General features: G+C 71.7%; 17 protein-coding genes, 2 pseudogenes and 2 CRISPR repeat arrays. Of the genes and pseudogenes, 12 read left to right on the top strand and 7 right to left on the bottom strand.

Features of this window, described 5'->3' with window-relative positions:
• Window positions 1-260, top strand: a pseudogene (locus ABD371_RS19845) (hypothetical protein); the annotation flags it as partial.
• Window positions 261-843: 583 nt separating this feature from the next.
• Here ABD371_RS19845 and ABD371_RS19840 read toward each other — a convergent pair.
• The 5 genes from ABD371_RS19840 to ABD371_RS19820 all read right to left on the bottom strand — a co-directional run bounded on the left by ABD371_RS19840 (window position 844) and on the right by ABD371_RS19820 (window position 6,445).
• Window positions 844-1,755 (bottom strand): SDR family oxidoreductase, encoded by a 912-nt coding sequence (locus tag ABD371_RS19840; protein ID WP_344478789.1) that lies wholly within the window; start codon window positions 1,753-1,755, stop codon window positions 844-846.
• Window positions 1,756-1,847: 92 nt separating this feature from the next.
• The gene (locus tag ABD371_RS19835; RefSeq protein ID WP_344478787.1) at window positions 1,848-2,309 is read right to left on the bottom strand and encodes a GNAT family N-acetyltransferase; all 462 of its coding nucleotides are present in this window, start codon (window positions 2,307-2,309) and stop codon (window positions 1,848-1,850) included.
• Window positions 2,306-3,646 carry a UDP-glucose dehydrogenase family protein gene (locus tag ABD371_RS19830; protein ID WP_344478785.1) on the bottom strand — a complete coding sequence of 447 codons (1,341 nt, stop codon included), beginning with the start codon at window positions 3,644-3,646 and terminating at the stop codon, window positions 2,306-2,308. Before ABD371_RS19830 ends, ABD371_RS19835 begins: the two co-directional genes overlap by 4 nt.
• A gap of 155 nt (window positions 3,647-3,801) precedes the next feature.
• Window positions 3,802-5,100: an aminotransferase class III-fold pyridoxal phosphate-dependent enzyme gene (locus ABD371_RS19825; protein ID WP_344478784.1), complete on the bottom strand. Its 1,299-nt coding sequence runs from the start codon at window positions 5,098-5,100 to the stop codon at window positions 3,802-3,804.
• Between the two features lie 73 nt (window positions 5,101-5,173).
• Window positions 5,174-6,445, bottom strand: a complete 1,272-nt coding sequence (locus ABD371_RS19820; protein WP_344478782.1) for a hypothetical protein — start codon at window positions 6,443-6,445, stop codon at window positions 5,174-5,176.
• A gap of 378 nt (window positions 6,446-6,823) precedes the next feature.
• Between ABD371_RS19820 and ABD371_RS19815 the strand changes: the two genes are divergently transcribed.
• Together ABD371_RS19815 and ABD371_RS19810 are read left to right on the top strand one after the other, a co-directional pair.
• Window positions 6,824-8,137, top strand: a complete 1,314-nt coding sequence (locus ABD371_RS19815; RefSeq protein WP_344478781.1) for an NsdA family TPR-like regulatory protein — start codon at window positions 6,824-6,826, stop codon at window positions 8,135-8,137.
• A 1,514-nt stretch (window positions 8,138-9,651) separates the two neighbouring features.
• Window positions 9,652-9,864, top strand: a complete 213-nt coding sequence (locus ABD371_RS19810) for a hypothetical protein (protein WP_344478779.1) — start codon at window positions 9,652-9,654, stop codon at window positions 9,862-9,864.
• A gap of 428 nt (window positions 9,865-10,292) precedes the next feature.
• Window positions 10,293-10,560: a CRISPR direct-repeat array (repeat unit 23 nt; unit sequence CCCCGCCCGCGCGGGGGTCGTTC).
• 93 nt (window positions 10,561-10,653) lie between these two features.
• On the opposite strand, the gene ABD371_RS19805 is transcribed toward ABD371_RS19810, so the two are convergent.
• The gene (locus ABD371_RS19805) at window positions 10,654-12,735 is read right to left on the bottom strand and encodes an SMI1/KNR4 family protein (RefSeq protein WP_344478778.1); all 2,082 of its coding nucleotides are present in this window, start codon (window positions 12,733-12,735) and stop codon (window positions 10,654-10,656) included.
• Between the two features lie 831 nt (window positions 12,736-13,566).
• On the opposite strand from ABD371_RS19805, the gene ABD371_RS19800 reads away from it, so the two are divergent.
• The 3 genes and pseudogenes from ABD371_RS19800 to ABD371_RS19790 form a co-directional block, all read left to right on the top strand.
• The gene (locus ABD371_RS19800) at window positions 13,567-13,692 is read left to right on the top strand and encodes a hypothetical protein (RefSeq protein WP_344478776.1); all 126 of its coding nucleotides are present in this window, start codon (window positions 13,567-13,569) and stop codon (window positions 13,690-13,692) included.
• Complete coding sequence (locus ABD371_RS19795; protein WP_344478775.1) at window positions 13,685-13,981, top strand: hypothetical protein; 297 nt, start codon at window positions 13,685-13,687, stop codon at window positions 13,979-13,981. The genes ABD371_RS19800 and ABD371_RS19795 overlap by 8 nt, the downstream gene beginning before the upstream one ends.
• 85 nt (window positions 13,982-14,066) lie before the next feature.
• Window positions 14,067-14,249 (top strand): annotated as a pseudogene (locus ABD371_RS19790) (IS5/IS1182 family transposase); the annotation flags it as partial.
• A 14-nt stretch (window positions 14,250-14,263) separates the two neighbouring features.
• On the opposite strand, the gene ABD371_RS19785 reads toward ABD371_RS19790, so the two are convergent.
• The gene (locus tag ABD371_RS19785; RefSeq protein WP_344478773.1) at window positions 14,264-14,527 is read right to left on the bottom strand and encodes a hypothetical protein; all 264 of its coding nucleotides are present in this window, start codon (window positions 14,525-14,527) and stop codon (window positions 14,264-14,266) included.
• A gap of 256 nt (window positions 14,528-14,783) precedes the next feature.
• On the opposite strand from ABD371_RS19785, the gene ABD371_RS19780 reads away from it, so the two are divergent.
• The 6 genes from ABD371_RS19780 (at window position 14,784) to cas5e (ending at window position 25,175) form a co-directional block, all read left to right on the top strand.
• The gene (locus ABD371_RS19780; RefSeq protein WP_344478772.1) at window positions 14,784-15,539 is read left to right on the top strand and encodes a hypothetical protein; all 756 of its coding nucleotides are present in this window, start codon (window positions 14,784-14,786) and stop codon (window positions 15,537-15,539) included.
• 816 nt (window positions 15,540-16,355) lie between these two features.
• Window positions 16,356-16,810: a CRISPR direct-repeat array (repeat unit 28 nt; unit sequence GTCCGCCCCGCCCGCGCGGGGGTCGTTC).
• A gap of 228 nt (window positions 16,811-17,038) precedes the next feature.
• Window positions 17,039-19,888 (top strand): CRISPR-associated helicase Cas3', encoded by a 2,850-nt coding sequence (gene cas3 / locus ABD371_RS19775; RefSeq protein WP_344478803.1) that lies wholly within the window; start codon window positions 17,039-17,041, stop codon window positions 19,886-19,888.
• A gap of 265 nt (window positions 19,889-20,153) precedes the next feature.
• A complete protein-coding gene (gene casA / locus ABD371_RS19770; RefSeq protein ID WP_344478770.1) occupies window positions 20,154-21,833 on the top strand; it encodes a type I-E CRISPR-associated protein Cse1/CasA in 1,680 nt (559 codons plus the stop codon).
• A complete protein-coding gene (gene casB / locus ABD371_RS19765; RefSeq protein ID WP_344478768.1) occupies window positions 21,830-22,960 on the top strand; it encodes a type I-E CRISPR-associated protein Cse2/CasB in 1,131 nt (376 codons plus the stop codon). Before casA ends, casB begins: the two co-directional genes overlap by 4 nt.
• Before the next feature lie 194 nt (window positions 22,961-23,154).
• The gene (cas7e, locus tag ABD371_RS19760; RefSeq protein WP_344478767.1) at window positions 23,155-24,381 is read left to right on the top strand and encodes a type I-E CRISPR-associated protein Cas7/Cse4/CasC; all 1,227 of its coding nucleotides are present in this window, start codon (window positions 23,155-23,157) and stop codon (window positions 24,379-24,381) included.
• On the top strand, window positions 24,381-25,175 hold the full coding sequence (cas5e, locus tag ABD371_RS19755) for a type I-E CRISPR-associated protein Cas5/CasD (protein ID WP_344478765.1): 795 nt from the start codon (window positions 24,381-24,383) through the stop codon (window positions 25,173-25,175). The genes cas7e and cas5e overlap by 1 nt, the downstream gene beginning before the upstream one ends.
• Window positions 25,176-25,178 lie beyond the last annotated feature (3 nt).

The following is a 25,178-nucleotide window of genomic DNA, read 5'->3' as shown; positions in this document are numbered from 1 at the left end:
AGTATCTGCCGCCCGAGTCGATGACCTACCCCTCGTCCCCCGGGGTCACGGCGAGTCCGGTGCATTGCGGGGCCCTGGGCTGCCGGTCCGCAGTGGCGGTGAGCGTGGCGGCGTCCGGGCTGCCGCCCGAGGCCCTGGCGCGATTCGCCCGCCGCGCAGCCGGGCTGGACGGCGAACGGCGCACTCCCCGCCCGGGCCGCCAGACGCGCGGCCGGCGAGCGGGAGCCGCGCCCCAGTCGGCACGGAGCCGACTCCTGTAGCCGGCCCGGAGATACGGAAGACCCCCGACCGCAAAAGTCGAGGGCTCCGGCGCACGAAAGGCCACGTCCACCCCACCCGCGCAGGGGTCGCTCTAGACCAAGCGCCTTTCCCTAGATTGGTCAGTAGTCCGCCCCGCCCGCGCGGGTCGTTCGGCGTGGCTCGCGCGCGTCGTCGGTCTCCAGCAATCGTCCCCGCCCGCGCGGGGGTCGTTCTCACATCACCATCACCCACGGCGCGCTCTCCAGGTCGTCCCCGCCCGCGCGGGGTCGCTCGCGACACCTTCCGGGCTGTCGTTCAGGCGGCGTATCCGCGCGCCGCGCGGGGGTCGTTCGTGGCTCGGCCGAGACCGGGAGCTGCGGTCGTGGTCCGCCCCGCCCGCGCGGGGTAGCTCTCTGCCAGCGGGGCGGGGAGTCGCGGCGGCCGCCGTTCCGTTCGGTACAGCAAGCCACCCGCGCAGGCGGCAGATTCACCCGTTCGGGTGGGAAGTAAGGCCGTTGGGCCCCGTAGAAGGAGCCGCTGTGTGCCGTGCTGCGGCAACTGCGCTATCAATGAATGGATTTGGGGAACGAGCGAGTGGGCGGATCACTGGAGCTCGCCGCCCTGTTCGTACCCGGGGACCCGTCCCGGACTGGCCATGTCGACTTCTGGGCGGCAGGACCGATGTCCGGGGATGGGATCGCGCAGGAACTGCCGGGCGCCGCGAAGAATCGTCCGGAGCTGTCGCTGGGTGGCTTTGCTGTCGAGGCGTACGTCGAGGGCGCCGGGGATGTTGCTGCTGGTCCGGAGCGCTGTGGGCAGGCGGGTGGGGTCGAGGCCGTCGCGTTGGGCGATGAGGGTACCGAGTTCGTGTCTGCTGAGGGCGTCGGGGCCTGCGAGGTGGTGGATACCGGTCATGTCGCTGTCGGCGAGTTCGAGGAGGGCGCTGGCGAGGTCGGTGATGTGGACGGGGCAGCGGATGTCGTCGGTGAAGAGGGCGCCGTCGGTGGTGCCGTCGGCGAGCTGGTGGACGAGGTGTTCGTGGGCGGAGTGTCCGTGGCCGATGATCAGCGAGGTGCGGGTGACGGCTGCCTTGGGGTGGACGGCGAGGACTCCGGTCTCGGCGGCAGCTTTGGCGGCTCCGTACGGGGTGAGGGGGTCGGGGAGGCTGGTTTCGTCGTAGTGGACCCGGGTGCCGGAGAACACCGCGTCGCTGGAGAGGTGGACCAGGCGGATTCCCTGGTGTGCCGCCGTCATTGCGAGGTGGACCGGGCCCTGCGCGGTGACCGTCCAGTCGGTCCCGCCGCTTGAGGCGTTGATGACGATCTGCGGGTTCACCTCGGCCATGACCGCGGCCACACCGTCCGGGTCCCGCAGGTCCAGGTGGTACCAGGAGGTGGGGTCGGCGCTGCTGGGCCGGGTCGCGTAGGTGGCGGCCGTGGTGCGCCCCGCCGCTCGTGCCTGCCGGACCAGCTCGGTTCCCAGGAAGCCGCTGCCGCCGACGATCAGGACTGTCACCGGGCCACCGTAGCGAGGTGGGCGCGGTGCCGGTGGGCGGTCGCCCAGGTTGTCCGGGTGACCGCCAGGGCGTGAGAGGTTCGCCGGGGCGGCTACGCCCCTGGGCTCCAGAGGTAGTGGATGTCCGGTTCGCGTTCGTCGTTGCGCGCGCCGTCGGTCCGCCCGGCCTCAGTGAAGCCGTGCCGTTCGTAGAACCGCCGCGCCGGTGCGTTGACCTGGAACGTCCACAACGACAGACCGGCCGGCCGCTCGTGTTTGGCCAGCGCGATGAACCGGTCGCCCAGGCCCCGTCCGCGCCATCGCGGGTCGAGGTAGAGCTGCTTCAGCTCCTCCCCGTGCAGTACCAGGACGCCGGCGACGCCGGTCTCGGTGACCGCCACCCAGGTCTCGTACTGGGGGACGAGGACGCGTGCGAACCACTCCCGTACGTCGTCCTCGGTGTGCGCGCGGCGGACGGTCGGCAGCGCGGCGGCGAAGGAGCGCAGCCACACATCGGCGGCGGGGCGCGCGTCGGTGTCGCCGGCCCGGCGCAGGAGGACACCGTTGCCGCTCACAGCAGTGACCTCTCATTCTCGGCTGGGCGTCCGAGCTGGTGGACGGTCCAGCCCGCGGCGCGCCAGGTTTCGGGGTCGAGGGTGGTGCGGCAGTCCACGAGCAGGGGGCGGACCGTGCGGCCCGCCAGGGCCTGGGGGTCGGCGTGCTGGTATTCGGGCCATTCGGTGGCCAGGACAACGAGTTCTGCTCCGTCGACGGAGGCGGTCAGGTCGTCGGTGTAGTCCAGTTCCGGGTTGCGGGCCATCGCGGTGGCGACGGCTTGCGGGTCGTGGACGGTGATGGTGGCACCTTCCTGCTGGAGGGCGTGGGCGAGGGTAAGGGCGGGGGATTCGCGGACGTCGTTGGTGCCGGGCTTGAACGCCGCGCCCCACACGGTGACCCGGGCCTCGTTCAGGGGGTGGCCGTCGAGCGCGCGGGTGATGAGGTCCAGGGCGACACCGGTGCGGTTCTCGTTGATCTGCTCGGCGGCGCGCAGGAGCAGGGCGGCGTCGGTGGCACCGAGTCGGCGGGCGGAGGCGGTGAAGGCGCGGACGTCCTTGGGGAGGCAGCCGCCTCCGTAGCCGATGCCGGGCCGCATCCCGCCGGCGCCGATCCGGGGGTCGACGCCGAGGATTTCCACGATCTTCTCGATATCGCCATCGGCGGCCTGGCACATGTCGGCGACGGCGTTGATGTAGCTGATCTTCAAGCCGAGGAAGGTGTTCGCTGCGCCCTTGGCGAGCTCGGCGGTGGCTGGGTCGGTGACGAACAGCGGCACCCCGGTGTCGATGATGGCGGCGTAGACAGTGCGGATCGCTTTCTCGGCCCCGGCGGTAGTGAGGCCGGCGATGATCCGGTCCGGGCGCAGCGTGTCCTGGACGGCGTGGCCCTCGCGCAGGAACTCGGGGTTCCAGGCGACATCGACGTGGTTGCCGGCGGGGGCGAGGCGCTGGGCGAGGGCAGTGACTTCCGCTGTGGTGCCGACCGAGACGGTGGATTTTCCGACGATCGTGCATGCCTGGTCGAGGTGGGGGGCGAGCTGGCGGATCGCGCCGAAGACCTGGGCGGTGTCGTAAGAGCGGCCGTCGGCGTCGATGGGGGTGCCGACGCCGAGGAAGTGGAGCTCGGCGAAGGCGGCGGCCTCGCGGATGTCGGTGGTGAACCGCAGCTGCCCTGAGGCGGTGTGGCGGGTGAGCAGTTCCGGCAGGCCGGTCTCGTAGATGGGGCATTCGCCGGCGTTGAGCCGGTCGACCTTGGCCTGGTCGATGTCCACGCCGATGACCTCGTGGCCCAGTTCGGCCATCGCCGCTGCGTGCGGGATGCCGAGGTGACCACAGCCGATCACGGAAACGCGCATGTGCAGGATCGTCCTTTGTCTCGCCGGGGGTGCACCGAAGCCGGCGCACCCCCGGACGTTATCGGTTGTCATGGAAGCCCAAATCGGCTTGTCCGTAAGGGTGTTGGATCACTCGAACGAATGTCGGATGATGGCTTTGGGGCAGGGGTGGTGTGTCAGCCCGTGGTGTTGAGCGCGTCGGCCAGGGCGGTGGTGAGAAAGGCGATGTCGTCGTCGGTGGAGGTGAGCGGGGGCGCGACGACCAGGCCCTCGCTGACCGGGTCCCCGGCACCGGTGAACGGGTAGAAGAAAACGCCCCGCCTCTCCGCCGCCTTCAGCACGTGCCAGAGCGTTCCGGGGGCCACCTCCACCCCGTGGAGGAATCCGAGACCTCGCACGTCCCGCACCGGACCGGTGCCGTTCAGCGCGGCCAGCGCCTCGCCGAGCCGCTTCCCGCGCGCGGTGAACGCGGCCTGGTCGATCGCCTCCAGCTCGTCGAGGACGCCCAGGCACGCCGCCGCCATGAGCGGATGGGTGGCCATGGTGCCCATCGCGGGCAGCGGATCCGCCGCCTCGTGCCGCAGCCACCGGGCCGGGCCGGGCGACACGAGCACCGCGCCCACCCCGGTGTATCCGGCGCCGAGCCCTTTGGACAGGATCACCAGGTCCGGCTCGCAGCCCTTCCAGTGGTGGCTCGCGAGCGGCGTCCCGGTCCGCCAGAGGCCGGTCAGCACCTCGTCGTGGATGACGAGGACGTTCCGCTCCCGGCAGATGTCCGACACGCGTGTGAGGTAGCCGTGGGGCGGCACGAACGCGCCCCCGGTGGTGCCGTTGACCGGCTCGATCAACACCGCGGAGACGTTCTGAGCGCCGCGGCGGTCGATCTCCTGCGCGATCGCGTCGGCGCACAACGCCTCGCAGCCGCGCCCGGGATGGCCAGTGGCGTGGGTAGGCGGGTAGGGCGCGGGGAAGCCGGGGCCGAGGCCGAGCGCGTCCTCGGGCCGGGGCCGGCGGGTATGGTTCCCGGCGAGCGCGAGGGTCAGCGCCGAGTTGCCGTGGTAGCTCAGGGTCGAGGTGAGGATGTCCCCGCGCTCTTTCCCGTCGCGGGCGCGGGTGATGTTCCGAGCCAGGGCGATGGCGACCTCGACGCCGAGGGTCCCGCACGTGGTCAGCGCCACCGAGTCGTCGGGGCGGCCCACCGCCCGGCACAGACGGTCCATCAGCTCCAGCTGAACATGGGGCCGCACGACGGCAGCGCCGCCGAACGTGTAGCGGGAGAACTGCTCCTCGATGCGGGCACGGACCCGGGGGCTGCTCTGCCCGACATTGGCGCACAGCAGACCGCTCGACCCGTCGAAGAGGCGGGAGCCGCCGGCCAGGTGCAGCCACGGCCCCTCCGTCCCCGTGACCGCGACGTCCGGCAGAGGCCGCGAAGACGTCAGCAGCCGTTCACGGTGGCGCTCGTACCGCTCCATACAGATGGTTCCCTTCTGAGAGGTGCTGGGTGGACGGGGCCGCGTGCGCGGCCCCGGGCGGGTCGTGGGCGGGTCAGGGTGTCAGCGCCGCCGCGGGCCGCTCCCGCTGGTCGTGTTCGCGGAGGAGTTCCCTCAGCCGGGTCAGGGCCTCGATCGCCCCGGCACGGACGACGACGTCGCCTTCCCGGGCGCCCTCGATGGGGTACTCCTTGAAGGTCCCGTTCTCCATCAGCCCCTCCGGGTCGACGAAGAACACCTTCATGCCCCGTGCACGGGCCCGTGCCTGGACCGCGCGCCGGTCGGCGTGCAGCCCGATCACCAGGAGGGCCTTCGCTTCCGGGTGGAACGGGATGGGCGGGATCTTCTGGTCGTAGCGGCGCACGAAGCACTCCGGCAGCCCGGCGCGGGCCGCCAGCAGGTCGAAGTTGTGCTGGATGACCGGGCCGACCAGGCCCCCGGCGTCGTGGAGCTCCTTCAGGATCCGGTGCGCGGTCGTCGGCTCGGCCTCGAACGCCGCCTTGAACAGCCCGGTGAGCTGACCGGCCTTGGCGGCCGGGTTGGTCAGCATCTCCTCGACCAGGGTGTCGTCCTGCGGTCGCATCGTGAACCGGTGCGACTGCGTGAGCGCGTTGTCCCGCCGCTCGGTCACCCGGTACACCTCATGAAGGAAGTGGAGCGGCGGTACTCCGGCCTCGATCGAACTGCCGCAGCCGAGCTCGACCATGAACGGCAGGTGCTCCAGCAGCCCGGACAGATCCCCGTCGATCCTCGGAGTGCCACGCTGCTCCTTGATCCGCATCCCGCCCGCGAGGACGTTCCAGGGGAGCTGCCGCACGGTGCGGGGGACCTCGAACTCGTCGCTGACGATGACCACGTCCACGGAGCGGAACCCGGCCGGGGTGTCCCGGCCCGCGCGCTCGTCCTGCGGATGCTCCCGGTGCTCGGTGACGGTGACCCGCAGGTCGCCCCTCGACCAAGTCCCGTCGTCCTTCCTCCGCCAGCGGCCCTGCTCCAGCCACACACCGATCCGCGTACGGTATGCCTCGATCTCACCGGCGGGGGCCAGGACCGAGTGGTACAGGTACAGGTCCGCCAGGACCAGCCGCGGCACCGGGAAGGTGTAGTCGAGGTCGTACCGGTAGCGGTAGTGCACGATCCGCCGACGCCCGTGCTCGTCCACGCTCCAGCCGGACTGCCCGGCATTCGCCGTCTCCTGGGTCCGGCGCCAGATCCCCTCCTCGACCGCCCGGGGCCGCTCGTGCCGGCCGGTGCCGGCGAAGTGCTTCTCCCAGGTGGCCACCTGGGCGTCGTCCAGCTGCTCGATCACGGGATGGGGAAGAAACATCTCGTCCTCCTCGAAAAAGGGGGCTGGTGGTGGAACAGCGAGCGGTGCCCGCCCACGAACGTGGGCCGACTGGGCACGGGCGTGGTGGTCTTGCTTCCAGCGGCGAACCCACCGGGTGAGGGAGGGGAGCGCGCGGCAGTACGGAGCCCGCCATCCGGCCACGGGGCAGGCACGGAGGACAGGACTTCCGGACGCCAGCCCAACACCACGCCCAAGCGCACAGTTGTTCGTGTCCTGGTCTGGAGATCGAGTACAGCCCACCCGCCCCGGCCCGGAAAGGGTCCTCGTGTGGTGCCGCTGTGGTGCCGGTCCGGGCATCCGACTGCCACGGGCCCGGCGGGCCACTACGCTCCTGGACACACCCCCGGGAGACACGCTGTGGACGACACGATCCGCCACCCCCTCGCCGCCGCCCGCGCCGACCGAGGCTGGACCCAGTCCGAACTCGCCCGCCGCATCGGCGTAGCGGCCCGGGCGCGCGGGCTCCGCAGCGGCATCGACCGGCACCAGATATGGAAGTGGGAGAACTACCGTGCCGTCCCCGGTGCCGAGTCCCAGATGCTGCTCGCCGATGTCTTCGACACCGACCCCGCTCTCGTCGAGGCCCTGGGCTGGCCGTCCTGGCTGCCCGGTCCCGACCGTCCGGTTCCCCTCGGGCCCGGAAGCGCCGTCCCCGCTCTCCGAGAGGCCCTGCGCATGGACCGCCGAACCTTCCTCACCGCAACGACCGCCACCGCCGTCACCGGCCTCGCCCTGCAGTGGGCGGCCACCGGGCCCGCCCACGCCCTGCCCCGGGCCTTGGACGGACACCGCGTCGACGACGACCTCGTCACCCGTCTGGAGGCCATCGGCGACCAGCTCACCACTCTCGTCACCGAGCAGCGCCGGCACACCAGTCCCCTCCTCGACGGACACCTGAGCACGGTCACCAACCTCCTCGACGCCGGGAACCACCCGGCGGATCTCGGTCGGCGCCTGCACACCCTGGCCGCCCGCCTCGCCCTCACCAGCGGCTGGATCCGTTTCGACCAGGCCCACCACGCCGCCGCCAGCCGCTACTGGCAGGCCGCCCTCCACTCCGCCCACGCCTGCGGCGACCGCGACCTCGGCGCCGGCATCATCGCCGATCTCTCCTACCAGGCCCTGTGGACCGGCGACCCCCGCACCGCCGCCGACCTCCTCACCCACGCCCTCACCCACACCCGCCACCCCACCGCCCGCTCCCTCCTGAACCTCCGCCTCGCCCGCGCGCACGCCGCCCTCGGCGACGCCCGCCCCAGCGACCAGGCCCTCACCCGGGCCGAGCGCGAACTCGGCCGCACCACCGACCAGATGCCACCCTCATGGTGCTCGTGGATGGGACCTGAGGACCTCCTGGTCGACGCGGGCCGATGCCAGCTCGATCTCGGCCACACCCGCCGCGCCCACCAGCTCATCGGCGAAGGCACCGCCCTCCTCCCCGACACGCGTGCCAAGACCCTCGGCGTGTTCCTGGCGTACGAGGCCGAGAGCCACCTGCGCACGGGCTACCTTGACCAAGCCGCCGCCGCAGCCACCGAATCCCTCACCCTCGCCCGCCGCATCGGCGCACCCCGCTGCGTCACCCTCGTGGAACAGCTCCTGCCCGCCTTCCGCGACCACCCCCGCGCACCCGGCGTCCCCGAGCTGCTCCACCTCACCCGCAGCGCCTGAACACCCGGCCGCACCGGGCCTGCGCGGGGCACCCGCTACGGCGGCGGGAACCCGCACACACCCCGGGCCCTCGCCTGTATCCAGCACCGGGCTGTCCCCCCTGCTGACGGGCCGTCCGCCCCGCCCGCGCGGGGATCGTTCGACTTCGCCCTCGATCCGCACGGGCAGGAACTCGTCCGCCCCGCCCGCGCGGCGGTCGTTCCAGCTCAGCGGCGGAGATCTTGGCCGCGCGGGGCGCTCGATGACGAGCACGAAGGTCCGATCGAGGGCGAGGTTGTCCCCGTCCACGCGGGGTCGCTCGACAGTCCGGCCAGCAGGGGTGTGTGGCTGGTGCCGGACCGAGGTGGCAATCATGGAGGCTGGTCGCTGTCGCCGCCGAGGTCCGGACGTCGCTGCTGGCCGGCGTCGTACGCACCCGGCACGAGCTCCAGAGGCTCGGCGGATCCGGACGAGCTGGACACAGGTCCGGCCGCAGCAGTGCCAGTGCTCGCCCACACCGCGCTCCAGGCGGTCGAGTGGGCGCTGCTGGAGGTTCTGCACCAGCCCCCTCGGGCGTACCGAGGAAGCCGAGACAGCGGCACGCCGGGCGTACGGACCAGACTGAGCAACCGGTGCTGGTGCAAGCACAACCCGACCCCCCCCCACGGACGCCATCACTGCCGCGAGCAAGGCCCCCGACACGGCGAGGGAACGCACCGCACGATCAGTACAGGCATCCGCCGGCGAGGCTGCCATGCCGACGGATACGGTGCTACCAAAGCCCGGCACCACTTGCCCGTGGCCCGCCAGCAGAATCTGGGAACGGTCGTGAAGCATGTAAAGGAAAACAGCATGATCACGTGACAACGCCCCAGGTCACGCAGTGTCGTCCCCGCCCGCGCGGGGGTCGCTCCGCCGCCCGCGACGGTCGTACCTCATGACGATCGTCGTCCCCGCCCGCGCGGGGGTCGCTCCGCCGGTGCCGCCGGGGCGGCGGCCGAGACCGCGTCGTCCCCGCCCGCGCGGGGGTCGTTCCTGGTGGTTCACCCTGCACAACGACTTCCGGGTGTCGTCCCCGCCCGCGCGGGGGTCGTTCGGGCATGGACGTCGTGTCCGGGCTGTGGTCCGGGTCCGCCCCGCCCGCGCGGGGTTGCTCGACAGCCTGGCCGACCGGGGTGGGTGGGGTGTGTGGCCGGTGCCGGACCGAGGCGGCCATCGCGGAAGCCGGGCCGGTGCCCGTCGCCGCCGAGGTCCGGACGTCGCTGGCGGCCAGCAGCGAGCGCACCAGCACGAGTTCCCTGGGCTCGGTGGATCCGAGCAAGCTGGACACGGACCCGGCCGCAGCAGTGTCCGCCCCGCCCGCGCGGGGGTCGTTCGCCAGCCTCCTCGCCGGCCTCAACGTCGGAATCGTCGTCCCCGCCCGCGCGGGGGTCGTTCACCCGAGAGCAGTGGGCCGAGGAGACCCAGGTCGTCGTCCCCGCCCGCGCGGGGTGGCTCGGCAGCCTGGCTGGCCGGGGTGGGCGAGGTTGTCGCCGGTGGCGATCGTGGAGGCCAGGCTGGTCGCCGCGCGGCGGCGGCAAAAGGCCGCCGACACCGCCCGGACCCGCACCGCGCAGCACCTGCTCACCGCGCGCCTGGAGCAGCTGCGCGAACAACCACCACCCCGACCGAGCAGGTGGCCGTGCCGTGGGCGGACCGGCTGGCCCACCTCGCCGCCCGCCCCCTGGATGACGACACCGGAGCAGTGATCGGGGTCGCCGAGCTGAGCGGGGTGGCCTCGCCCGCCGGGCCCTGGCTGCGGCCCGGGGGATGGCGGGCAGTCGCCTCCGTGGTCCGCCGGTGGCGTGCCGGTGCAGCCGCCCTGCCCACAGGGGGCGTTCCTGGGACCGTCAGGGTGGGGTTCGAGAAGAACCGCCCTGCCGCGGTGCCGTACCGGATCTCTGCTTCGTGCTGCGGTCGCCCCGGACCGGAGTGGGTATGCGGATATGGGTGCTCGGTGCCGGTGTGGGTGGGTGGTTCTGGTCCTTGGCTCAGACGCAGGCAGGTGACCAGGACCGGCGTATACGGTGGTGGCCGGCGACGACAACACCGCAGCAGCAGGACCCGGGAGCTGTCCTGAACCATGTAAAGGAAAACAGCATGATCACCCGACAACACCCCAGGTCACGAAGTGTCCGCCCCGCCCGCGCGGGGGTCGTTCGGGGCCCTGGCTCTTTCCCAGCCGGGCCCCGTTATCCGCCCCGCCCGCGCGGGGGTCGTTCCCGACGTGAACTTTTGCCCGCCGTCCCCCGGGCATCCGCCCCGCCCGCGCGGGGGTCGTTCGGCCGAGCCCGGGGGCATGATGCAGGTCCTCGCGTCCTCCCCGCCCGCGCGGGGGTCGCTCTTCCGCCACGGCGACCGCGCCGGGCAGATCGACGTCGTCCCCGCCCGCGCGGGGGTAGTTCCCCGGCTGGTGCGTCGACGAGGACATCTCGAAAATGAGTCATGTCGCCGCCGGGTGAGCCGGGAAGGACACCCGCGAGCAGGAGCCGCTGCGCTCACGTGTCCTCATCGGTGTCCGGTCCGCTGGAAGAGCCGTAGACGAAGGTCGCATACGATTCGCCGGGTCCGGGCGGGCGGATCCATGAACGGGTGACGAAGCCGTGCAGCGGGCCTTCCAGCAGGGCGGTGCGTGGCAGGGTCAGTCCCAGGGCCCGCTCCAGGGCTCTCAGTGCACTCTTGGTCCCCGGCAGCCCCCGGGCCGGGGTATTGGGGGTGCCTGTTTCCTTCCGGAGGTTCTCGTCGCCCCGCCACTGCCCGGCCGTTGCCGGGAAGCCGTCGAGCGTCAGCCACGGCGGTATCTCCCCGGTCCAGTGGGGCTCGATGTCCCCGGCCGTCACGGAGAACGCGCACACCTCCTCCCCGCCGACCCCGGCGGAGAGGAGGAAACGAGTCCGGGTCCGGTCGAAGGTGTCGACGCTGTGCCAGACGACCACCGCCCTGGTCCCCTGTGACGCGGCGGCGGCCGGGGAGACGAAACGCTCCTCGTCGAAGCCCGCCGGGGCGCCGTCGAAGGCGAAGCTCCACCCGGGGGCAGCCTGCCCGATCCGGGCCAGGGCGCGGTCGTCGTACGACGTACTGCCGAGCGCCAGACCCAGCAGGTAGTGAGCGTCCCACTGGCTGAGGGGTGGATACAGCCCGTCCGGCCCGGGCGTCGCTTCCCGCTGCGGCCGGCCGCCGGGTCCGGGGCCGCCCCCGTCCGGGTCCATCAGACGGGCCGGCAGGCCCGCGGGATCGGGGTCCGCGACGAACACCGCCCGATAGCCCTGGCGGAGCCGGTCCGGCACCTCGTCCTCCAGCCAGCACAGACCCGCCGGATCGTCCCCCGGGGTCGTGCCGGGCCATTCCCCCTCCGGGCGCGCGAACTCGCCCCGGGGCAGGGCCAGCAGCAGCCGCGCCCGCTCCGGGGTGATCACCGGACCCACTACCGGATCCGCGAGCAGTCCCAGCGGCGCCAGATGGTCGGGGCCCAACGGCCGCCAGTGGGGGAGTGCGGCCCACAGAAGCCGCCACGCCTCGTTCCACCGGCCCCAGCGGGCCAACGCCCGCGCCTCACCAGCCGCCTCCCCGAGCGGCCCGTCGGCCGTGAAGCGGTACGTCCCCTCCCGCACCGCCCGCAGCGCCTTCTCCGCCCTCTCCCGTTCCCCGGGCGTCGTGCAGCGGGCGAGCAGATCCCACGACCGGCCGGCGTGGCCGTAGTGCCGGTCACCGGCGGCGAAGCCCACCGCCGCCACCGGCAGCAGATCAGAGGCGTAGACCGGGTCGAGCGCGAGAGAATCGGCCGAGAGACCCGGTGCGTGCGCCGAGAGAAGGCAGTCCAACTGCGCCCGCAGCAGCCCGGCCCTGGGCCTGCCGTACTCCTCGGCCCCGCGCAGCAGGGCCATCGCCTGCTCGTACTCCCCGCTCAGCGCCGCTCGCCGGGCCCGCTCCACCACGGCGTCCTGCGCCCGCGTCGTGTCGTTGGCGAACGGCGGCCCTTCGCCATGAGCGGCGTCATAGGCCGCCGAGCTGTGAAAGGACCGGTACAGATGCTCCATGTAGTGGCGGAAGGACGGATAGCGGTCAGGTGGCGCGGCACGCCACGACGCGTACTCGTACACCGCCCACTCGCCTTCCGCGCCCCGGTCCAGCGGATCGATCAGGACCAGCGTCATGTCCGTCTCCGCGTGCAGACCGAACGCCCGCTGCCACATCCCGGCCTCCAGCAGCCTCTGCGGCGACGCATCCTCGTCCAGGTGCTCCCCGAAGACCTCGGCGAGGTCCCACTCGTCCTCGTGAGGATGAATGTCCCGGGTCCCGGCCAGCCGGTAGACGGGGTGGTCCGCCGGCCGCCAGCCGTCGCTGATCCGCAGGAACGCGCCGAGCGACGGCGGCAGCCGATACCCGATCCGCTGCTCCAGAGCGGCGATGTCCGCGTCCGACGCCCCCGGACAGCCGAGCCACCGCGCCGCTATCAGCTCCGACTGCGCCTCGTCCTCCTCATCAGGGGCCTGCGCATCCGCCCACTCCCCGCTCCACAGGGTGAGGAACTCCCTCCAGTCGAAAGGAGATTCGGGTGCTGTCTTGTCCGTCGAGGTCATACCACTGATGGTGGCACCCGCCACTGACAACAGGCCCCGTCCGCCGGATCAGCACAACCGCGGCACGGGGAAGAAGCCCAGCATCTCCTCCAGGCCCTGAGGGTCCGGTCCGGCCCCGGCGGCCGAGTCGGCTCGACCAGCCTCTCCGCCTGACGTTCCCCCGGTCCGCGGCGAGGCACCGGGCCGCAGTGGCACCCGGCTGGACATGCTGCGTGTGGCCAAACCGTGTGGGCTCGTCGTGTGGTGGTGGGCGTGACGCGAACCAGCGGTGCCCTGCGGCCGGCCGCAGGGGCCACCGGGTCAGGCGTTCGCCGCCAGCGCGGCGGCGGCGCGGGTCACCTCGGGTCTGCCCGGATCGCTGCGGCGACCTCGTCGGCGGCCGGCCCGCCCGCCCGGGGGGGGCCACCGCGGGGCACGCACGGTCTTCAGGGTGCCCAAAAGCGCCAGGGTGGGCGTGAACGCACCAACGGCACCCTCGTCGTCACAGGCCGCGAGGTCCGCGCACACCAGGTCAAGCGCGGCCTACACCCCGTCCAGAGCCTTCCTCATCTGCCGAGGGCACCGGGCGACCGCCAGGCCCGGGCTTTCCCGAGTCGGGGTGTACACCTTCCTCAACGTGATCGCGATCGCGTTGAGGAAGCCAGCAGCCTCGTAGAGCGACTCGTCCGGGCAGGACGTGCTGGATGTAGCCCTCTCCCTGTTCTCCGTAGCGGCAGCGGCGGATGCCGTGTCCGTGGGCGAACTCGTTGACCGTGCTCTCCACTCCGGCGTGAGCTCCTGGCGGCCGCGCCCGAGAACGCCAGCGCAGTGCGTCGCTGGTGGTGCGAGGCGATGCTCGGCACCGACCTGAACGGTGACCGCCTGACCGAGGCCGCGCTGTACGGGACCCTGCCGACCACCACGGGGTCACCGAGGTCATCGAGCGCCGGCGGGCGGCGGGCCGACCCGGTTGAGTGAGCCGTACAACCCGGAGCCGGAGGGCTGGCCCTGCCTGCTGTCCGCCGAAGTCGATGCCTTGCTGGCCGACCTTGCACTGCCCGCCGACGTGTTCGGGGCGATCATCGCGGTGAGCGTCCAGATCAACGAGACCAAGGGCTACGTGCCGGGCAGTACCGCCTCGGCGAGGTGGCCCCAGCAGCACCGTGTCCCGCTCGGACCGGACGGATCCCTCGGCGTCGCCGAGTACGTCATCGTCGCCGACGCCGACGTGCCCCACTGCGTCCGGACCCGAGTCCAGCTCTTCTGAACCCAGCCGACGTGCCGAGACGGCAGCCTGATCGTGGTCGGCAATCCTGCCGCCGCCGGAAGCACACCACCTGGTCCATCCGCCCCGCCCGCGCGGGGGACGGCCACCCGGCTTCGACGAGGACCGCTACAAGAAGCGCAACACCGTCGAGCGGGCGATCAGCCGCATGAAACAGTTCCGGGCGGTCGCCACTCGCTACGACAAGCGCGGCTACGTGTTCCTCGGCACCCCTACCGCAGCGGCCCTCGCCATCTGGCTCCGGACCTGACGATCAGACGCAGCTCAGCTACCGCACTCGGCGGGCCGCTGATGCCCGCACGGCACCAAGCCGCCGTTCTTGTCGAAGACCTCCGCATCATGACCCGCGTTCACCCACACCGTGATGCCCTGGTCATGCACGACCACATTGAACGGCGACTGCTCCGGCTCCGCCTCGGTCGCCACCGTGAACTCCTCACCCGGACGCATCCAGTGATCAGTTCCCCACGGCTCAACCCACAGGCAGACCACGCCGCTGGTCTCGTTACTCACGCTCGTCCTGGCCATGCCCGCACCCTAACCAGCAACATGATCGCCCGGACAAGTCCCAGTGGAAATGTGCCCTTCCACCCCGCTGGCACCGCGTCGACCCGGCCCGCCCGTGTCAGCGATCATGTTCTGCGTGGCCCCGGGTTGGGGCAAGCCGGGCCCGGCAACCCAGCCACCGTTCCGGGACCAGGCCAGCCGTCAGGGTGTTGCTGAGAAACAGGAGCGTCTCCAGGGTGGTGTGGGCCCTGTCGGACCTGGCTGGCAGTCTGGGCCGGTGCTGATCGACGGATTCGAGAAGGCCCCGCTTGTCGCCGGGGAAGAACTCCTGGTCCTTCCAGGGTTCTGGGCCGCCTACCTGCTGTGGCTGTGCCGGACCGGAGAGGAGGATCCGGAGCCGGAGTGGTTCGGCGCCGACGAGGCCGACACGGACGCGGCATACGAGGCCCTGAGCGACGAGGGACGGTGGCCGGTCTTCCGGATACCTTTCAGCGACGGCCACACCGCGGTCGTCCTGGCATGCAACCACGCCGACGACGCGGGAACGGAGTACTTCGTCTCCCACCCCGCATGGGACCGGAACGGATACCTGGCCACCATCGACGGGCACCAGGCCGGCCCCGGGCTGTCCTGGCGCGAACTCACGCACATCGCCAATACCCCCGACCCGCACGCCCCCGGCGTTCAAGCCCCGTACGCCCGCCTGCTGCTCCTGCTGCCCGCACTCGGCGACGCCGACCTGCCCGGCGAGGCTCCCGACCTGCTGGGCGGCGCGCTCATCCAGGCGGGCGCCGCAGCCGGCGAAGCGCCGCGGCTGGCGCAAGCCCTCCTCCTCGACCACCCCCTGTGGGAGCCGGCCTCGTGGGAGCCACCCGCCGCCTCCCCGCTCTCCGGCAGCCGGGCCCCCTACCCCGGCATCCTGCACTGCGACGAACCCGGCAGCCCCCGCTTCGGAATCCACCTCGCCCAAGGCATCACCCGAGACCAGAGCGACCGACTGGCCCGAGCACTGGGCACCTGGCCCGCGACATGAACCCACGGGAATAACCGACCCACATCCACCCGCCCGCGCGGGGTCGTTTCGACCGGCACCGAGCCGACCCTCGGCTCGATGCCGGACAGCGCGGCGACGGGCATCAGCCCCGTCCGATGGCTGGTGCCGGTACGGTGCTCGGCCATGGCGAACACTCAAAACTCCGAGCGATTACTGGTCCCCGGCTGCCGGTCCGGCGAAGAGTCCGCCCCGCCCGCGCGGGGGTCGTTCAGATGTGGGCAGGTTCCGGGGATCGATTACCTGGTCGTCCCCGCCCGCGCGGGGTCGCTCGAACAGCCCGGTCGGCCGGGCTGTTCGCCGTCCCCTCCGAGGTCCGGACGTCGCTGGCGGCCGGCAGCGAGCGCACCGGCACGAGCTCCCGCGGCTCGATGGATCCGGGCGAGCTGAACACGGACCCGCCACGGCCGTATCCGCGCTCACCTTCGCCGTCCGCCAGACCGTGGAGGCCGCACTGCCGGAGTACCACGCCAGCGCCCTCGGCCGACTCGGGCGAGCTGAGGGAAGCCGAGACGGAGACCCATCGGGCGCACGGGACCGGGCAGAACCGACTCCGGTACCAGCACAACCCGAACCGCACGGACACCACCGGCACCATGAGCAAGGCCCCCGACACAACGAGGGAACGCACCGCACGGTCAGTACAGGCGTCCGCCGACGCGACCTCCGTACCGACGGATACGGTGCTACCCAAGCCCGGCACCACCGGCACTGACACACCAGCAGGATCTGGGAACGGTCGTGAAGCATGTAAAGGAAAACAGCATGATCACGTGACAACGCCCCAGGTCAGGAAGTGTCCGCCCCGCCCGCGCGGGGGTCGTTCGTTCGCCGCCGCCGGAGCAGCGGCCGGCGGGTTGTCCGCCCCGCCCGCGCGGGGGTCGTTCGATCGCCGCGCGCGAGGATCCGCGCCTTCAGATGTCCGCCCCGCCCGCGCGGGGGTCGTTCGCGAGGCATGGCACCGCTCATCGTGTTCACGGGGTCCGCCCCGCCCGCGCGGGGGTCGTTCCTCGGCGACGACGACGTCCTCAACTTCGATCTCGTCCGCCCCGCCCGCGCGGGGGTCGTTCGCGCGATCGGCAGCGCCCACGCCGCCAGGAAAGGTCCGCCCCACCCGCGCGGGGGTCGTTCCCTGGCCCGGTCGGCGGGTATGGCGCTGATCGTGTCCGCCCCGCCCGCGCGGGGGTCGTCCCTGCGAGGAGATCGCCGACGCGGACCGTTGTAGGTCGTCCCCGCCCGCGCGGGGGTCGCTCGCACATGCTCATCGCCGGAGCCACCGGGTCCGGGCCCCATCCGCGTGAGGGGATTCTCCGGGTGTGCCTGATGCAGTGGCTTGAGGAAGGGTTCGTCTCTGAGCTGGGGTGGTGTTGGTTGGGAGGGGGCGTTGTCAGTGGTGCGGCGTAGGGTGCCCGGCATCCGTGGGAGCTTTGCTGTGAGGGGAGTTGGGCCGGGTGGATGGCGAGGTCTCGGTTGTCGCGCTGATGCGGTCGATGGGGCTGGAGCCGGAGGTGGCGTCGCGGTTGTCGGTGTTGTGGGGGAAGTCGGCGGCGCGTAATAGGGGGCGGACGCATTTGCTGTTGGGGCATCTGCTGGATACGGCGGCAGTTGCTGAGGTCATGTGGCGGGAGTACCTGGCTCCGTCACTGAAGCGCCGGCTGGACGAGGTCAGCGGAGGGCGTGGCCGGGAGTGGTTCATGTGGGTGTGCGGGATTCATGACTGCGGGAAGGCGACTCCGGCTTTCCAGGCGCTGGATCCGGTTGAGGCGGTTCCGGTCGTCGCTGCTGGGCTGACGTGGGGCCGGTGGGCGAAGGGGAAGCGGTGGCGGCACGACATTGCGGGTGGGGTGTTGCTGGCTCCGTTGTTGCGTGAGGCGTGGGGGCGTGAGGCGGCTGGGTGGGTGTGGCCGTTGGTTGCTGGGCATCACGGGGCGTTTCCGTCGGTGGGGAGTTTGAGGAAGGCGCCTGTTGAGCTTCAGGGGCGTGGGGGTGAGTGGTTGGAGGTTCAGCGGGGTTTGGTGGATGTTTTTACTTTTGCGGTTGGTTTTGACGGTTTGAGTGCTGTGCGGCCTGTGGGGGCGTTGCGGAAGGCTGAGCAGTTGGCGTTGTCGGGTCTGGTGGTGATGGCGGACTGGATTGCGAGTGACAGTTCGTGTTTTGAGGGGTTGGGGGAGGCTGGGAAGGTTTCGCTGGCGGGGGCCCGACGGCGGGCGGCGGCGGGGTGGGCGCGGCTGGGGCTTCGTGGCGGGTGGGGTGCTTTGGAGGTGCCAGGGTCTGCAGTGGAGCCGCTGGCGCGGTTGGGTGTGGTTCCGCGGGAGTCGCAGGTGGAGCTGGTGGATCGGGTGTGGGCGATGCCGGCCCCGGGGCTGGTCGTGGTGGAGGCCCCGATGGGGGAGGGGAAGACGAAGGCGGCTTTGGCGGCTGCGGAGGTGCTGGCGGCGCGGTTCGGGCTGGACGGCGTGTTCGTGGCGATGCCGACGCAGGCGACCAGTGATCCCATGTTCGCGCAGGTGGTGTCGTGGGCCGAATCGTTTGATCCGGCCTTGGCGGGTCAGGTGGCGTTGCTGCACGGCAAGCGGCGTTTCAACCAGCAGTGGCGGCAGTTGTGGGAGGCATCGGCGGGTGAGGGGCAGGAGGGTTCTGGAGGGGATGAGTACGGGGCTGTCGATGAGGACGACGAGTTCGGGTACGGGACAGATTCATGCGGTGCGGCGGAGCGGGATGCGCCCCTGCGCTGGTTTCTGGGGAACAAGCGGGGTCTGCTGACGGCCTTCGGAGTGGGGACCGTCGATCACCTGCTGTACGCGGCGACGCGGACGCGTCATGTGATGCTGCGGTTCGCCGGCCTTGCGGGGAAGGTCGTGATCGTGGACGAGGTGCATGCCGCGGACGTGTACATGCGGCAGTTCCTCGTGGAGGCGCTGCGGTGGCTGGGGCAGGCGGGTGTTCCGGTGGTGCTGCTGTCGGCGACGTTGCCGCCGGCGGTGCGGCAGACGCTGGTGGACGCGTATCTGTCGGGGGCGGTGGGGCGTGCGGATGTGTCGGAGGCGGTTCCGGCACCGGCGGGGTATCCGTCGGTGACCTCGGCGTATGCGGTGGACGGGCGTGTGGCGGTGGAGAGCTCGACCGTGGCGGTGAGGTCGTGGCGTCCGTCGGTCCGGGTGGGGGTGGAGTGGCTGCCGGACGCATTGGTGGAGGGCGTCGTGGTGGCGGACGCGGTGCGGGCGGCGGTGGCGGGCGGCGGTGTGGCGCTGGTGGTGGTGAACCAGGTGGACCGGGCGCAGAACATCTACAGCTCACTGGTGTCGGGGGGTTTTGAGGGGGAGGTTCTGCTGCTGCACGGGCGGTTGTGCGCGGCGGACCGTGCGGAGCGGACGGAGCGTTGTCTGCGGCTGATGGGCCCGGGGGCGGTGCGGCCGGGTCGGATGGTGGTGGTGGCGACGCAACTCGCCGAGCAGTCCTTTGATGTGGACGCGGACGTGCTGTTCACGGACTTGGCACCGGTCGATCTGATGTTGCAGCGGGTGGGGCGGCTGCACCGCCATGACGGGACACGACGGCCAGAAGGACTGTCGGAGCCGCGGGTACTGGTGACGGGGGTGGCCGACGGCAGGGCGGGGATGCCGGTGTTCCTGCCGGCGTCGAAGGCGATCTACAAGGAGTGGCCCCTGCTGCGGGCTGCTGCTCTGGTGGCCGAGGCGGCGGGCGGGCTTCCCCCGGCGTCGGGGTCCGGTACCGGACCGGCCGCAGGACCTGGGTGGAGCGTGCCTGAGCAGGTGCCCGGTCTGGTGGCGCGCGCCTATGGGGAGGCCGATGTGTGCCCCCTGCCATGGGCACGGCGTGAGCAGGCGGCTGAGACGGTGTGGCTGAAGGAGCTGGAGGAGCGGGCGGCGGAGGCGCAGAAGTTCGTCCTGACGCGGCCTCGTGAGTGGGCGTCTCCGACGCTGGCGGGGCTTCATTACGGCGGGGAGCACGGGGTGCGGAAGGAGGAGGACCTCGAGGCGCTGGTGCGGGACGGCAAGCGGTCGGTGGAGGTGGTGGTTGTCCGCCGGGTGCGGGGCGGGTACGCGGCGCTCGGCGGGGGCCGGCTCGGGGTTCATGGTGAGGCGGTTGGCGCTGAGGTGGCGGAGCGGGTGCTGGGAGGGCTGGTGCGGCTGCCTCTCGGGCTGACCGAGGCGGCGGAGACGGATCTGAGGCCGTTGCCGGGGTGGGCGGGGGATCCGTGGCTGGGGTACGCGAAGGCGCTGGTTCTGGAGGAGGACGGGTGGGGCGTCGTGGGCTCGTCCCGGGTCGGCTACGACGAGGTGCTGGGCCTGGTCGTGGAAGAAATGTAGGACCCCGCGCGGGCGGGGACGACGGCCACAGGCAGACAGGAACACCCCTGCTGGACAGGGAGCCCGAAGGCGGTTGGCGATTATGCCACTGTGGCTGGCGGAATCCGGGTCCATGAGGCGGGAGTCACCTGATCGAGTGATCTGTCCCCCAATCCGACTGCGCATCACAGTCAGACATTCAACAATCCCAGTACTGGCGGGCACCTCCAGGCCCTCATTAACGCCTGCTAGTACCCCGAGCCACACAGAAAAAGGAAGAGCTGCGGTGCACGGTGATCTTGTTCGGGACGGCTGGTTACCCTCCGCCGGCATGGACGGCGGACAGTCCGTTGAAGGAATCCTGGGTGCGCTGACACGGGCCCATCTGATCCGCAGACTCGAGCTGCCCGAGCCGACGATGCTCCCTGCGGTACTGCGGCAGGTACTGCTCCCGGTGGTGCTGGACGCCCTGGGCGCGCCGAGGACTCCCGCCGAGTGGGCGGACCGGTTCGAGCGGGGCCGCTTCACTGGGGAAGAAGCCGGGCGGCTGGCGGACTATCTGGGGCCGCGGTTCGGTGACCGTTTCCGGCTCTTCGACGAGACCAGGCCCTTCGTCCAAGTCGCGGGGCTGACAGCGGTCAGCGGGGACACGAAGTCGTCCACGCTGCTCGTGCCGTCGATCGCCTCGGGAAACAACGTGCCGCTGTTCAGCTCCCTCAGCGAGGCCGACCACCTCGATCTGACACCCGGCCAGGCGGCGCTGTGGCTGCTGCACGCCCAGTGCTGGGACACCGCGGCGATCAAGACCGGTGCCGCCGGGGACCCTCGGGTGGCCAAGGGCAAGACCACGGGGAACCCGACCGGACCGCTCGGACAACTCGGTGTGATCGTTCCCGTCGGCAGGACTCTGTACGAGACGCTGCTGCTGAACCTTCCGATCGTGCCCGACGGCCTGCCGCCGGATGACCGCCCCCAGTGGGCCTGGCACGAGCGCCGGGCTCCGGCCGGCGGGAAGGATCCCGGCACGGCACAGTGGTCGTCGCGTCCGGCGACGGGTCTGCTGGACCTGATGACGTTCCAGTCCCGCAGGATCCGGCTGATCCCGGAGGAATCCCCTGACGGCCTGCGGGTGCGGCGGGTCGTGCTCTGCGCGGGAGACCGCATGGAGCAGACCTCCCAGCAGGAACCGCACACCGCGTGGAACCACACCGCGAAGCCGAAGGCCGGACAGCGGGCGCAGCGCCCTCGGCGTCATCTGTCCGGCCGTGCAGCCTGGCAGGGCCTGGCGGCCCTGCTCGCTCTCGATCTGTCCGCGGACGGCAATGGGCCGGTCACTTCCCTGCTGCTGCGCCAGGCCGGTGACCTGAGTGCCGAGGATTACCTCGCGGTGGACTACTCCCTGGGTGTGGAGATCTGCGGTCTGGAGTACGGGAACCAGAGCGCGGTCGTCGAGAACGCCATCGCGGACAGTCTTCCGCTGCCCGTCACCGCGCTCGTCGCCGGGAACCCGGATGTGCGGGAGGCCGTCCTGGAATGCGCTGCCCAGGCCGATCAGGCCGGTCGTGCCCTGGACCGTTTCCACGCGGAGCTGCGGCGGGCGGCGGGTGGTGATCCGCTGCCCCGGGACAAGGGCGAGCGGCCGTCGCTGCGGCTTCTGCACGCGGTGGACGGGCGGATGCGGCGTCTGCTGGCCGGGCTGCGCACCGTCGGCGACGACTGGGATCGGCTGGAGCGCGGCCGGGAGGCGTGGGAGCTGACGCTGTGGCAGGAGGTGGGCCGGGAGGCCGGGCAGCTTCTGGCGGCGGTGCCGCCGCGAGCCGTCGTGGGACGGGCGACCCGGGAGAACGGCAAGGAGATCGTCCACCGCAGCGGCCTGGCCGAGGCGTGGTTGTGGAAAGCGCTGCGGGAGGCCCTGCCCCGGGCGGCGGACGCACAAGAGGGCAAGGGCAGGGGTGAGGCGGCGTGACCGGGACCACCAGCGCTTCCGCGGGGCGCGGTGCCCGCGGGCTGCGGCCCCACTTCTGGGAGACCTATGCTCCCGGGGAGCCCTATGCGGCCAGAAGTATCGCCGCGCTGCGGGCGGGAGTGGGCCGCGAGCCGGGTGCCCTGCCGAAGGCACTGCACCGGGTGCAGGTCTCCGATGCCGACCAGGCGGCCGGGAGCGTGCCGGCGGGTTTCGCCGCCGAGCATGTGGCGCTGACGCTGTTCGGCGTGCACCAGCAGGGCCAGGCACGGACCGTCCACCAGGACGGGGTCGGACTGGGGACTGCCTGCCGGGCGCTGCGCGGCTGGGGCCGGGCCAGCGAGCTGGCCGTGGACCGGCGGATGGAGGCCGTGGCGGGTTCCCTCGATCTGGGCGAGCTGGCCTCTCACCTGCGCCCGCTGGTGCAGCAGTTGCGGGGAGCCGGTATCGGTCTGGACTACACCCGTCTCTACTTCGACCTGCGGGCCTGGCAGCGGGCGGAGCCGGAGCGCGACCGGCGGCTGCGGGCCTGGGGTCTGCAGTACACGGACCTGGCCCGTACGGACCCCGGCACTGCGGGCCCGCTGCTGCGGACTGCCGACGAGGGGCGTCCCTACTGGGAGCGGTACCCCAATACGCCGCGTGCGGCCGCGGAGCTCGCGGCGCTGCGGGCCGGGGCGAACCGGGAGGCCGGGACGGTGCCCGCGATGTGGCACCTGTACCGCAGCAAGGTCAGTCCCTACGGGCAGAACACCGGCGCTCTCGGGAGCCGGCTGGCCGCGGAGCACACCGTGCTGGTCCTCTTCGGGCTGCACCAGCACGGCCGGCGGAAGACGATGCATACCCCGGGTGTGGGGCTCGGCGAGGCATGCGGACGGCTGCGGGCTGCGGGCCGGGGGAGCGCGGAAGCACTGGAGCGCCGCTTCGGGAACATCCTCACCGCCGTGGACGGCCATGAACTCGGCCGGCATCTGCGCGGTCTCGTGCCGCTCCTGCGAGCAGCGGATCAGCCTCTGGACTACGGCCTTCTCCAGGACGATCTGCACGGCTGGGACGTCCCCGAGGGGCGGACGGCGATCCGCAGCCGGTGGGACCGCGCGTTCCACACAACCGGTGCTGCCCCGGCCTGAGCAGAGCTCGCCGCCGTCCGGGAGCACACCGCCGACGGCAGCACACGCGCGCCGACGGGGGCCGTCCCGGCCGCGGCGGACCATATCCGGCCCGCCGCCTGGCAGGTTCCCGGCCTTCGACGCCCGGCCCCGCCCGTGCTACCGCCATCACAACAGATCCAGGGTCACAGCACCCCGCACCGAAGGAGTTCACCATGACCACACCCACCCTGTTCGTCGAGGTTCACATCCTGCAGAGCCTCCCCCCGTCCAACCTCAACCGGGATGATTCCGGCACCCCGAAGCAGGCCGTGTACGGGGGTGCGCGCCGGGCCAGGGTCTCCTCCCAGGCGTGGAAGCGCGCCACACGGATGCACTTCGCGGCCTCGATCCCCGAGACGGACCGCGCCACCCGCACCAAGAGGATCGGCAGCCTGCTGACCGGGCGGCTCGCCCAGGCCGTCGCCGAGGGCGGGGCCGGCCTCGCCCAGGACCAGGCCGAGGGCCTGGCCGGTGCTCTGCTGACCCCGCTGGGCATCACCCAGTCCGCGACCAAGGCGAACCAGTCCGCCTATCTCCTGTTCTTCGGCAAGCGGCAGCTCGACGACCTCATCAAACTGCTCGACGGGCGGGCCGCCGAGCTCGCCGAGCTGCCGGACGAGGAACTTAAGCAGGAGATCGGGAGGCTGGACGTCGTCCAGACACTCTCCAGCGGGCACCCTGCGGAGGTGGCCCTGTTCGGCCGCATGGTCGCGGACCTGCCCTCCCTCAATGTGGACGCCGCCGTGCAGGTCGCCCACGCGCTCTCCACCCACGCCGTGCGCACCGAGTTCGACTACTACACCGCCGTTGACGACGAGAACACTGAAGACTCCGGCGCCGGCATGATCGGCACCGTGGAGTTCAACTCCTCCACCCTCTACCGCTACGCCGTCCTCGGGCTGCACCAGCTGCGCGACAACCTCACCTCGCCCGACGCCACCCTGGACGCCGCTGTCCGTTTCGTGGACTCCTTCACCCGCTCCATGCCCACCGGGCATCAGAACACCTTCGCCCACCGCACCCTGCCCCAGCTGGTCCTCGTCACCCTGCGTACCGACCAGCCGGTCAACCTGGTGTCCGCGTTCGAGGAGCCCGTGACCGGAGCGAGCGGCCTCGCCGCGCAGTCAGCGGTCCAGCTGGCGGCCGAGCTGGACACCGTCGCCACCTCCTGGGGCTCCCTGCCCGCCCAGATCCTGTCCACCCATGCTCTCCAGGGCGACAAACTCACCGAGGCCTTCGGCCCCTCCCGTCCGTTCCCCGCACTCCTCGCGTCTTTGAAGAGCTCTCTCGACAGCTGGCTCTCCACCGGCCAGATCCCCGCCGGGACACCGGTGCACGGCGACGTGCCGCCGGCACGGGACGGTGCCATCCCCACCACGACCGCCGCCCAGGACGCCTGATGCCGCAATCCGCCGTCCTGGTCCTGCGGCTGGCCGGGCCCCTGCAGTCCTGGGGCCGGCCGTCCCGCTACAACCGGCGCGAGACACACCACCAGCCCACCAAGTCAGGCATCCTCGGACTGCTCGCCGCAGCCGAAGGACGCCCCCGCGAAGCCCCCATCACCGACCTGCTCGCCCTGCGCCTCGGCGTCCGCACCGACCAGCCCGGCAGCCTGCTGCGCGACTACCACACCGTCAGCGACCACCGCGGACTGCCCATGCCCTCCAGCCAGGTCAACGCCAAAGGCATCCAGAAGAAGACCAGCCCCGCCAAACACACCGGCGTCACCAAGCGCTACTACCTCCAGGACGCCGTCTTCACCGCAGCCCTGCGCGGCCCCGCACCCCTCCTGACAGCCCTCGAACACGCGATCCGCGCTCCGGCGTTCCCGCTCTCCCTCGGCCGCCGTTCCTGCCCGCCGACCGGCCCCGTCAGCAAAGGCCTGTACCCCGACACCACACTGCTGGACGTACTCAGCAGCGTGCCCTGGCTGGCCGCGGCCCACCACCGGAATCAGACCCGGGGCGCCCTCGTGACCCTGGCAGCCACCCTTGAGGACCCGGACGGCGAGCACCGGATCACCGACACACCCGACACCTACAACCTGCGCACCGGAACAGTCTTCAGCAGCCGCAGCGTGAGCCACACACCGATCACCATCCCCACCGGCCACGCCCCGTCCGAAGCCCGCGACGACCTGCCCGGTACCGACCCGGCCTCCGGCCACGACCCCTTCGCCCTTCTGGGCTGGTGACCT

This window comes from Streptomyces amakusaensis (genome assembly GCF_039532665.1).
Taxonomy (GTDB): Bacteria; Actinomycetota; Actinomycetes; order Streptomycetales; family Streptomycetaceae; genus Streptomyces; species Streptomyces amakusaensis.
The sequence above is the reverse complement of the archived record's forward strand: the minus strand, read 5'-3'. Positions and strand labels throughout refer to the sequence as shown.